At 54.0% G+C, this 11642-nt stretch carries 4 protein-coding genes; 1 reads left to right on the top strand and 3 read right to left on the bottom strand.

What is annotated here, in order from left to right; all coding sequences use genetic code 11:
• Positions 1–67: 67 nt before the first annotated feature.
• Genes RIC19_RS11475 through RIC19_RS11465 form a run of 3 tightly spaced genes read right to left on the bottom strand, consistent with a single transcriptional unit; the run spans position 68 to position 6000 of the window.
• Entirely contained in the window at positions 68–1189 is a 1122-nt protein-coding gene (locus tag RIC19_RS11475; protein WP_350178461.1) for an FISUMP domain-containing protein, read from the bottom strand.
• 7 nt (positions 1190–1196) lie between these two features.
• Complete coding sequence (locus tag RIC19_RS11470; protein ID WP_350178460.1) at positions 1197–2753, bottom strand: RagB/SusD family nutrient uptake outer membrane protein; 1557 nt, start codon at positions 2751–2753, stop codon at positions 1197–1199.
• Between the two features lie 19 nt (positions 2754–2772).
• Complete coding sequence (locus tag RIC19_RS11465; protein WP_350178459.1) at positions 2773–6000, bottom strand: SusC/RagA family TonB-linked outer membrane protein; 3228 nt, start codon at positions 5998–6000, stop codon at positions 2773–2775.
• A 244-nt stretch (positions 6001–6244) separates the two neighbouring features.
• Here RIC19_RS11465 and RIC19_RS11460 point away from each other — a divergent pair, with 244 nt between their 5' ends.
• Positions 6245–11518: a DNRLRE domain-containing protein gene (locus RIC19_RS11460; protein ID WP_350178458.1), complete on the top strand. Its 5274-nt coding sequence runs from the start codon at positions 6245–6247 to the stop codon at positions 11516–11518.
• The last annotated feature ends 124 nt before the right edge of the window (positions 11519–11642 follow it).

Genomic DNA, 11642 nt, shown 5'->3' with positions numbered 1-11642 from the left:
AAACAAAACAACCCAAAGCAATGACAAATATCACTCCTTTGGGTTGAAAGCATGCCTTTTTTTATGCCTATTCCCGGTCCCTTACACAGCGTACGCTCAGCCCGCTGTTTTTCACCACATGCCCCTGTCCAAGCAACGGGAAATTGTTGATCAGGCGGTAAAAAGCTCTGCCGTCAGCTTGTTCCGTTGCCGTCCAGAATACAGCATTTTCTCCCTCGAAGACCGAATAGCCCCAGTTGCCAGCCATCAGGGCATCGAAGCCGGAAGGGCTGCCTTCGCCCCGGATCTTATTGGGTACATTCACACCCGTTCCGCCCTGCCCGTCAACCGAAAGGTAAGCATTAAAGGTTTCCCATTCTTCCTTGGTGGGCAGGTGCCATTCACAGGGGCAGATGCCTTGTACTTCTTCCTCGCCCGTTGCGGATTCAGCCCCGTTCATGGCAGCACCCCAGGTGTAGTGGGCGCCCATGGCATTCGTGCAGTTCAGGTCCTGGCAGAAGCGGCCCTCTATCGCGGCTTCCGGATTTTCAGGAAGGTGCTCGGTGCGCAGGTTTTGGGTGGTCCAGCATTGTCCGCCTATGTCAACGGTTGGGTATTTGTTGCCATCCACATCGGTGATGCTGTCGCGGCCACAGACAAATTCCGGCTGGCCAACCAGCACAGAGTCAATGGTGACTACGGCGGGTTCACCACCGTCGGTCACCGTTACCGCATACCAGCCAGTGGTGAGTTTTCCGATGCGCTCGGTGTCCTCCTCATTGCTCCAAAGGAAGGTGTAGGGGCTTGTGCCTCCGCTGACTGACACGGTTGCCGTACCGTCGTTGCCACCGAAATAGGTGACTTCTTCCACGGTGAAATCCAGGTTGAGCGGTGTTGCCTCCGGTTGTAATAATTCGAAGGTCTTCGAAGCTACCGTGGACTTGGTATCAATAATCTTGACGGTGTAGCTCCCAGCTGGCAATCCGGAAACATCTTCAGTATCCGGCCCGTGGCTCCAGAAAACCTGATAGGGCGGCGCACCGCCTTCCACGGCTATGTCGATTGCGCCATCAGCAGCACCAAACGCGCTCGGCTGCATGGCTTCACCGGTGATGGTGATGAACGGGATATTGATCGTATCCTTGTTACAGCCCACTGCCATTAACAGGACTACCGCAGCTGAAAGGATAAAAAGGATTGTTTTTCTCATGATGGTCTTATTTGAAGTCGAGTTCAGACTGTGGTAATTTCCAGTATAAATCATTGTACGGATACTCAATCGGTGCAGCCTCCCGGTCGCCGGGGTCAATCGGCAACTGCAGCGCCTGCAGGTAATGGAAGCGGTCGCCCTCAAAGGCCAGCTCCCTGATGCGCTCCTGGTGAATGTCCTGTTCGGCCACGGCAGTCAAAGGCTCTAATCCTGCGCGCGTTCTGACTTTATTCAAATCCTCAGCCGCACCGGCAAGATCTCCATCATTAAACCGAATGATGGAACGGGTCAGCAACATTTCTGCCAGGCGGATGACTGGAATATTAGAACGCTGCCCATCGGTCGCCCGGTAGTATTTGTCTCCCCATACGTGAGGGTCTTTAATGTGCGGGTACTGCATTTCGTATTCGGTGGGGTCAGCAGAGTTAGTGCCCGGATTGCCCTCGATGCGCCAGAAGAGTTGCTGATAGCGTTTGTCTTGCAGGGCTTCTTCCGTCACGCCCAGGTCCTCGTCCATCCAGCCGATCTGCTTCAGGATACTATGGCTCATCGGGAATTGGTTCCAGGTACAGCGTTTGTGGTTTACACCCCGCCCGCCATTAGTTGCCCGGTAGTCGCTCCAGTTCATACTCGTTGGCACTTTATTAGGGCGGATGATCTCGGGGTCGTGGTTGTTGGTCGCCCAGATGACTTCGGCACCGTCTGCTGCATAGTCTTTGTTGAAAGCTTCGATAGGGTCTTCATCAAGAGAGAAAGGCCCGTTGATCACAAAGTCCAGCTCGGCCTCTGCCAGGTCAAAAGCGCCCATCTGGAAGTACACCCGTGCCAGCATAGCCGCTGCTGCGTAACGAGTGGCCCGCCCCTGAATGTAGGACGGATGGTGAATGCCCGCGTCAAAGGCCTCAGGCAGGAGCTCCTTCGCTGCCTTCAGGTCTTCAATGATTTGGTTGTAGATCACATCAGTAGACACATACTGCGGGCTGTTGGCTTCTTCTGCCGATAGCGGTGTTTCCAGCCTGAGGGGCAGTATTTCCTCGGTTGCAAATTGGGGTACTCCTGGTACCGGGCAGTGTCTCCTCGTCAGGTAAAAATAAGCGTAGGCGCGCATGAATTGCATCTCACCCTGAATGCGATCCAGATTGGCCAGGTCGCGCTCCGTAGGATTATCGAATGGCCGGTAGTCATTCTCTATCAAAAAGTCGAGTACGGAATTGGCATGTGTGATGCATTTATAGCCCAGCGAAAAACCAGAATTCGCCTTGGTCATCTCCACGCTGGTAGTCCGCAGGTACATTTCCTCGAAGGGGATATCTGCGGAAGTATTGGGCAGCAGATAAACGGCATCTGACATACAGTCAAAAATCAGGCGGTCGTCCCCGAAAAAGTTACTCCAGGAATTCGTGAAGGCATAATTGTACGGGGTCACCACGCCACGCTCCAGCTCTTCCATATTGAGCCAGGGGAATTCAGGCGGGTTCTGCAGCTCGAAAAACTCATCGTTATTGCATCCGGCGAATGCCAGGAGTAAGCTCAAGGCCAAGATGCGTTGCTTTATGGTATTCATAATTTGGCTCGTTTTTAGGTTAGAATTTCACAGTTATCCCTCCGGCGTACATCCGCAGGGGCGGCAGCACACCACCACCGGACTCCGGATCCCAGCCATTGTAGTGCGGTGCCCAGACCCAAAGATTGGTACCGGTCAGGTATACCCGCAGGCTTTGCAGGCGCCAGCGCTGAGCCAGCTCATTGGGGAAGGTGTAGCCTACCTGCACGTTGCGAAGGCGCAGGAAGTCTGCCCGGTAGAGGTACTTGGTCCAGTTAACGGTTTCATTTTTATAGTTACCGGTAGCATCCGTCCAGTCGCCTTTGCCGGTGGGCGAATCCGGATTGTCCACTTCAGGGTCCCAACCGTAGGGGTAGGCGCCCTGCCAGCGTAACTCGGGGTACTTGGCGTCTGGATTGTCCGGGGTCCAGGTATTCCCGACAAGGTCAGAACGGAGCACCACCTGACCATACTGAACGTCAGTCGTGCGTTGCTCTTCGTAATCGTAGATGTAGTCGCCTCCGGAGAAACTCAGGAAGACCGACAAGTCGATGCCTTTATATTTGAAGGCATTGCTGAGGCCACCGAAGAAGGTCGGGACGGTGGTCTTATCCTCGTGTACAATGCGGTGATTTTGCAGGTTATTCAAAGTAGCCGGGATTTTCCGCCCGGTTTTGAGGGTTTCTCCGGTGGCTTCAAAATGGTCTATATCAATCTCCCAGATCATATTCACGCCGCGCTCGGGGTCTACTCCTGCGTCTTCTGCCATGTAATAGGCCCACAAACGCCCTCCGGTTTGAGAAACCCGGTTGCCGCTAAGCAGCCCCCGCCCGGAACGGTCGAGATCAGGGGTGAGCCGGTTAACGCGGTTCCGGTTGGTGGTGATGTTGAAATCAGTAGTCCAGGTAAAGTCTCCCCGGCGAATCGTTGTGGAACTCAGTTCCAGCTCCACTCCCCAGTTGGACATATCCCCGATATTGCCCCAGATGCGGTTCCCTTCCAGCCCTGCTGAAGTAGCCAGAGGCGAAGCCAGCAGGAGGTCGGAAACATCCTGCTGATAGTAGGCTACCGAACCGGCGAGCCTGCCGTCCCAGAGCCCGAAGTCTATCCCGGCATCATAGCTGCTCGTGGTTTCCCAGGTTAGGGACGGCACCCCGATATTGGTGATGCGGGTGCCCTCCAGAATGACATCCGCCGGGCCATAGCGCCAGTCGGTGCGGTTGGTGTAAGTGGTTACGAAGCGGTTGCTCGGGATGTTCTTATTGCCCGTCTGCCCATAACTGCCCCTGAGTTTGACCGAACTAAAGGTCCGGTTATTCCAGAAAGGCTCATCGCTGATCACCCAGCCGGCAGAGACCGCTGGGAAAGTGCCCCAACGGTAGGCCTCATTAAACTTGGAAGAACCATCCTGCCGGAAGCTGACCCCCAAGAAGTAGCGGTTCATAAACTTGTAGTCTGCTCTGCCGAAAAAAGCACGCAGGTACTCTTCGTAGGAAAGGCCGCCGGAAAGGGTCAGCAGGTCCTGAGGGTTGCCAATTTCCTTGTAGGTGCCGGTCAGGTTTTGCCCTTCCATAAGACGGAGTTGCTGATTGATCGATTGCGATTCTGTACCAGCGGTAAAGCTGAGCCCATGATTGCCGAAGTCCCGGTTGTACTTTGCGTAAAGGTTGTAATTGATGCTTTGGCGCACCCGGCTTTCGTCGGAAGCAAAGGAGCCAAACTCGCGCAGAGCGGCGGTCACCCAGTTCAGGGTATTGGACTGCACCAGGTCGAAGGACCCCTCCGCCCGCAGTGAAAGCCCCTGCACCTGTGGTATATTGTACTCGAGCGCCAGTCCGCCCAGCCCACGGTAACTCGTCACTTCATCCACCAGCAGATCGCGGTCGATAGCGGCTACCAGGTTATTCCCGGACATGGGGTTCCAGTAACCGGTTGGATGGTCGGAGTTGAATATCGGGTACCAGGGCAGCGCATTGCGGTTGGCATTACCCCAGCCGGCGCTGTTGCCACCGCTGTTGTTGCCCAGGGCACCGCCTACCTGTTGCTTTACGCGGTCGTTGTTGGTATAGCTGAAATTGAGGCGGGTCTCCACACTCAGGTTTTGGAAGGGATTGAATTGCAGATTGGCCCGCACGGAATAGCGTTCCAGCCCGTTGTTGCGCAGCACACTATTGTCGTTGCGGTAGCCAAAGGAGACATACATATTGCCCCCTTCAAAACCTTTAGCACCAGACACGTTGATGTCCTGATAATTGCCTTGGTTCAGGATCTGATCAAACCAGTTCGTATTGATGGCCATCGCTTCCTCCCGGCTCAACCGGGCGATTGGGTCATCCTGAAAGAGGTTGAGGATAGAATTGGGGTCGAACAAGGCCTCCGCTTCACCCCCGAAGGAATTGAGCCGCGCAGTCTCCACCAGATCGAACCACTCCCGGGTATTCGCGAAGCCGATATCCTCAGCAGCGCGGGAAGGCTCGGTCAGGCCGGCGGAGTAATCCAACGTGATAGACCCTTTGCCCTTTTTCCCGGATTTGGTTGTGATGATAATGACCCCATTGGAGCCACGCGAGCCGTATATGGACGTTGCAGCAGCATCTTTCAGTACCTGAATCGACTCGATATCGTTAGGGTTGATCATACTCATGGGGTCTTGGGCGGTAGCACCGTTGCTCGAACCAAGAGAGGAACCGGTATAAATCGGCATACCGTCAACAATCCAAAGGGGGTCAGTATCAATAGAGAGGGAACTGATGCCCCGGATTTTCACGGTGGAAGGCGCACCGGGCACCCCGCTATTAGAGACCACCTGCACCCCGGAGGCCTGCCCTTGCAGCCCATCCACAAAAGAGGTCGTCTTCAGTTTCGTAATGTCCTCGGATTTCACCGTTGCTACAGAACCAATAACGTCCCGCTTTTTCTTGGTCCCATAACCGATGACTACCACTTCATCGAGCGCCTCTGCGTCTGTAGTCATTTCCAAATCAATGCGGGTTTGTGTACCAATGAGGACCTCCCGGGCAGCATAGCCGATGTAGCTGAATATCAGCACTTCGCCCTCTTCCGGCACACGCAGGGAGTACTGCCCATCAAAGTCCGTAATGGTGCCCACCTCGGTATCTTTCACCAGAATATTTACGCCAATGAGCGGCTCCCCATCGGTATCCGTCACCTGCCCGGTCAGGGTGCGCTGCGCGTAGGTGTGGGCGGACAGCAGCATAAGGAGCAGGAATAAAAAATGCTTCATGGTTGTGTCTTTTTGGTATGCCATGCTCAGCCGGTTTGGCAGAGCCTTGGTTAGGTTCTATGGACAAATATAAATTTTGCCCCTGCGTCCGGTGTGCAATTATATCCCGATGAACCATGACAAACGTACCAGAATGCAAAAGAGCGGGCCGCTGAAGGGCTTATGGGACAATTGTCCCGGTTGAAAGGGACATTCTTACACGGATATTCCCGGGAAGCTGCCCAACTTGTTGCCAATGATTTTTTTCTTAACCAAATACCAAAAAGGCATGCTAATTAGATACCTGATTTCCGCTATGGTCTTTTGCTTGTTGTCCCTAAGCCCGATATGGGGACAAACCGTATCCAAATACGGCCAGGCAGATGCCGTGGTGATGGAAGCCCATCCGGATTCCATCATAGACCAATCCAACATCGGAGGCAATATACTGGCTTACCGGCACCGGGAAGGCGACAACCTCTATGCTGTATATTCTTATGTCAAGTTTGACATCAGCAACCTCAACAGCACCCAGGTAGAAAGTGCTGCTTTCAGCTACCGGGGCAAAACGGGCGAGGCCGACTTCGAAGAGCTCTTTGAAATTGAGCTGCACGGCCTCAAAAGTGACTTCGATGCAGACAACCTGACCTGGAGCAACAAACCCCAAAAGGACAGTAAGCTGGCTATTTCTGCGCTAAACAGCAGCTCCGCCCGTAAGACTTTTGTGAATGATGGCAGCAAATTTGTAGATTACATCAATGAAGCTGCCCGTAAAGGCGAGACAACGATCGGATTCCTGATCCTTTCCACTGCCAAAGACTCCACTTCCAATATGTGGATTGGCGGTATTGGCAACGGCAACTATGGCCCGGTTCTGGAATACACCATCTCACCGGAAAAGAGCGGCTACGCCCACAGCGATGCAGTTGTTATGGAAGCCTTTCCGGACTCCATAATCAATCAGTCCAATACCGGTGGCAACATCCTCGCTTACCGCGAATCCGTGGACGGCGAACTGAAGCGCGTGGAATCCTATGTAAAGTACGACATCAGCCACCTCGCGGGCCAACAGCTGGAAACCGTTAGCCTGAGCTACCGGGGTAAAACCGGAGCGCCTGATTTTGAAGAACTCTTTGAAGTTGAAATACACAGCATCAAGAGTGATTTTGATGCGGACAACCTGACGTGGAACAACAAACCCCAAAAAGATAAAAAGCTGGCCGTCTCTATCCTGAATAGCAGCTCCGCCCGCAAAACCTTTATCAACGAAGGGACTCAGTTCGCGGATTACATCAACGAGGAACTCCGTAAAGGCAACACAACCGTGGGCTTATTGCTGCGCTCTGCTGCCAAAGACTCGACTTCCAATATGTGGATCGGCGGGGCAGACAACGGCAACTATGGCCCGGTTTTAGACTACACCATCGCGCCAAAGGGCAGCCAATACGCTGCAGTCGATGCGGTGGTCATGCAAATGCACCCGGATTCCGTTATTGATCAGTCCAACACCGGAGGCAACATCCTCGCTTACCGCGAATCCGTGGACGGTGCCCTCATGCGCGTACAGTCTTATGTGACCTACGACATCAGCGCCCTGAGCGGCAAGCAGGTCGAAAACATCAGCTTTAGCTACCGGGGTAAAACCGGAGCGGCAGACTTTGAAGAACTATTCGGACTAGAAGCCTTCAGCGTAAAGGCGGCTTATGATGGCAGTACCATAACCTGGAATAACAAGCCTCAGAATGATAAGAAGCTGGCCACTTCCACCCTGAATGCCAGCTCCGCCCGTAAAGCCTTTATCAATGAAGGCACCCGCTTCCAGGATTACATCAACGAAGAGATCCGCAAAGGCGCTACCGAGCTGCATATTATGGTGCGCTCCACCGCCAAAGACTCTACCTCCAATATGTGGATTGGTGGTGCAGAAAATGGCAACTACGGCCCAATCCTGGAGTACGATACCAAACCGATGGCCAGCGCCTACGGTATTGGTGATGCAGTAGTGCTCGAAATGCACCCGGACTCCACCCTCGATCAGTCGCAAGTGGGCGGAAATATCCTTGCTTACCGCGAATCCGTGGACGGTGCCCTCATGCGCGTGCAGTCTTACGTAAAGTATGACCTCAGCGGCCTGAACGGCGAACAGATTGAATCGGCTTCTTTCAGCTACCGGGGCAAAACCGGGGATGCAGACTTTGAAGAGGAATTCGAGGTTCAATTGCAAAGCGTAAAGGCCGACTTTGACCCTGAAGCGGTGACCTGGAACAACCGCCCGGCAAAAGACAAAGTCCTGGCCACTTCCCTGCTCAACAGCAGCTCTGCCCGCAAAGACTTCGTCAATACCGACAGCCGATTGGTAGACTACATCAATGAGGAAATCCGCAAAGGGGCAACAACGGTCAGCTTCCTGGTCCGGTCCGCCGCCAAAGACTCCACCTCCAATATGTGGATTGGTGGGGTGGAGAACGGCAACTATGGCCCGGTCCTCGACATCAGCCGGCCTAACCTGTTCCGCCTGGAGAATGATACCCTGACAGTCATCGAGGACGTCTTTGTCTCCGAATCGGAAGCCGACATGAACTTTGAGATCGCTGATGCAGATATGCACGTGATCAATGCCGCTTCCACTAACGAGAGCAAGGACATTTACCTCAAGTTTGACATCAGTGCCTCCAGGAATGGCATTGGTACCGCTACCCTGATGCTGCGTGGTGCACAACATGAACCGCCATCACAGGACGAGAACTTCTGGATTGAGATTTATGGTACAGACAGCGACGACTGGTCGGAAGGCACCCTGACCTGGAATACCACGCCTGCCGTCACTACGGATGCACTCGCACAGTACAACATCACCGGAAGTGCGGTACACCTGGTACAAGGCAGTGCACTGACCACTTACGTCAATGATGCCATCAAAGCGGGCCGCAGCAACCTGACCTTCGTGGTCCGTGGCCGCGATGAGACTACGTTCCGAGGCTGGATTTCTTCCAAGAACTGGGTGCCTGCACAGCTCGCCCTCGACTACTCCACACAAGAGAAGCGGGTGATCGAAGATTCCTACGTAGCAGAAGGCGCACCGGACGACAACTACGACGGCACTACCGCCATGCAGATTGCCATGGATGATGATGCCAATAATGACCGGGAGACACTGGTCAAGTTTGACCTTGACGGTGCCCGTTCCAATGTCGTTACTGCGACCCTTACCCTTAGAGGTGATCAGGAAAATGCCGGCATCCCCCTCGATAACTTCTGGATTGAAGTGTACGGAACGACCGATAATTCGTGGGATGAAACCACAGTGACCTGGAATACGCGGCCAGAGAACGTGACTGGCCCATTGGCAGCGTACAACGTGACCGAAAGCGCCTTCCACGACCTTTCAGGCCCTGAGCTGACTGATTTTGTCAAGAACGCCATCAGTCAGGGGCATGAATATGTTTCATTTGTAATTCGTGGCCGGGACAATACACCGGGCTCCAATGTCTGGATTTCCGATCAGGGCTGGCAGCCTGCCCGCCTGTTCCTCGACTACCGTCAGATTGTAGCCCCACCGGCAATCATTACCCCTGCCGGAGACTATGTCCCTGAAGTAACCGTGGAAATTGTACCCCAAACGCCGGGGTCCACCATTTACTACACCCTGGATGGTACTGAGCCTACGGAAGAAAGCCTGCTTTACGCAGACGGCATTCTACTGACGGACACGGCTACAGTCACCGCCCGCGCATTTGCAGATGGGCTCGTAGCCAGTAGTACAGTTTCTGCAACATACAACGTTGCGCCCGTTGGATTACCAGTATTCTCCCCTACTCCATTGGTGGAGTACAACGACGCGGTCAACGTAACGATCGACATACAGCCGGATGATGCCTTCGTTTTCTATACAGATGAAGGCGGAGACCCACTGACACCCTATCCGGGCGGCGGCATCCTGCTGACCGAGACGACGACGATCCGTGCACGCGGGGTAAATGCAGAAGGCACTGCCTTTGGGCCTATCCTTGAAGCCACCTATACGGTTGTCAATACCGTACCTGGTACCGGTACCGGACCTGGTGGTGTGGGCGCTTCCGACAACGCAATTGCCGGACAGCCCGAAAACGCCCTTTGGCTCCGCGCTGATGCCATTGCAGATATAGCCGATGGCGAACAGGTTTTCACATGGGAAGACCGTTCAGGAAACGGTAACGATGCTTACAACACCTACGTGGAAGGCGGCAACAACGGTATTCCAAACACCGGCGAAAGCCAGAAGCCTGCTCCTACCTACATAGCCGATGGGCTAAATGGAAAGCCGGTACTTCAATTTGGGCTGGACGACGGTTCCACTCCGCTTAACCGTTCCCTCATCATTGATGATGCGGACAACCTCGACGGCGGAGCAGGCCTTTCCATCTTCACCGTATTCAAGCGGAATCAGTTCTATGCTGACTTTGCGGCTATTTTCCAGAAGCGAGATATCTCCTCCGGTGCAGCCGCACAAGCATACGTGCTGGAATTCAACGGTGGTGCCAATCCCCACACCATGCAGTTTGTCATCGAACGGTCGCTCTTCCTGCGCAGTGACTCTGAGTTTAATGACCAGGATTACTACATCGTGAATGCAGAGTTGCAGGGTGACTTTGCTCAGGCGATTCTCCGCAGCAATGGTGGTATTGAAAAGCTCAACAGCTACAACGGTATCATTCCGGCAGTGGATGCTCCGGTTATCGTTGGTGGCTTCCAGCCGATCAGCATTCCGGAAGTCGTGGTCTACAAGAAAGGGCTGAACGCTGCCCAGAATCTCATCGTGCACAACTACCTGGCCGTGAAGTACGGACTGGACATCATGGAAGGCGATACCGACCTGAAACTGTACACCAATACCGACTACACCGAGGATCTTATTGGGGTGGGTAAGGCCCTGTACATCGACGGTACCACCGAACAGGAACACCGTTCTGCTGCCGGTGCCGGTCTGCAAATTGACGCCCGTTCTCCGTTCGCGGTAGACAACTTCGTCATGGCGGCCCACAACGGCTTGCCGGTAAGCTCACCCAGCAACTGGGAACGCATCTGGCACGTAGAGGTCATCGGCAACAGCCCAAATGTTGATATGATCTTCGACTTTGAAGCAGCTGGTATTGATGCACCGGGATCGGTAGGCAACCTGAAGCTGCTCTACTACGATGGTGAAGAATGGACAGACACTGGTCTGGCACCTGTTGCCGGCGCTGGCACCGTGAAGTTCGCCGTAGATGGCTTACAATCCGGTCAATATCGCCTCGGTACGCTGACGAACACTCAGGAAGTCGATCATTCTGACCTGCTCCGCGTGTTCCCGAACCCAAGCAACGGGGATGTGGTGAACATCCGCCTCGACAACGACGCTCAGGGTGCCATCCTGATTGGCGTATATGATTACACCGGCAAAGAAGTCCGCGCCATCCGTGTAGACAAAGCCGGTACGGTGCTACAGGAAACGTTGAACCTGAACACCCTGCCTAATGGCATGTACACCGTGCGTGTGATGCAGGAGGGCGCGTTCCGGGCGATCCGTAAACTGATTAAGCAGTAAGCGCTAATCGCAGAAGAAGAAGGGTGTCTTTTCCGTCTTCGGAAGGGCACCCTTCTGTTTTGTGAAACGCTCGTTAACAGCGGTTTTACCTCATTACAATACGCTTCACTGCTTATCCTTTGGT

Origin of the sequence: Phaeodactylibacter sp. (assembly GCF_040219495.1) — a bacterium.
GTDB lineage: Bacteria > Bacteroidota > Bacteroidia > Chitinophagales > Saprospiraceae > Phaeodactylibacter.
This window is presented reverse-complemented; position numbering and strand designations above follow the sequence as displayed.

Coding starts and splice junctions, on each gene's coding strand:
- RIC19_RS11475 (WP_350178461.1), bottom strand. CDS start 1,189: ATGAGAAAAACAATCCTTTTTATCCTTTCAGCTGCGGTAGTCCTGTTA.
- RIC19_RS11470 (WP_350178460.1), bottom strand. CDS start 2,753: ATGAATACCATAAAGCAACGCATCTTGGCCTTGAGCTTACTCCTGGCA.
- RIC19_RS11465 (WP_350178459.1), bottom strand. CDS start 6,000: ATGGCATACCAAAAAGACACAACCATGAAGCATTTTTTATTCCTGCTC.
- RIC19_RS11460 (WP_350178458.1), top strand. CDS start 6,245: ATGCTAATTAGATACCTGATTTCCGCTATGGTCTTTTGCTTGTTGTCC.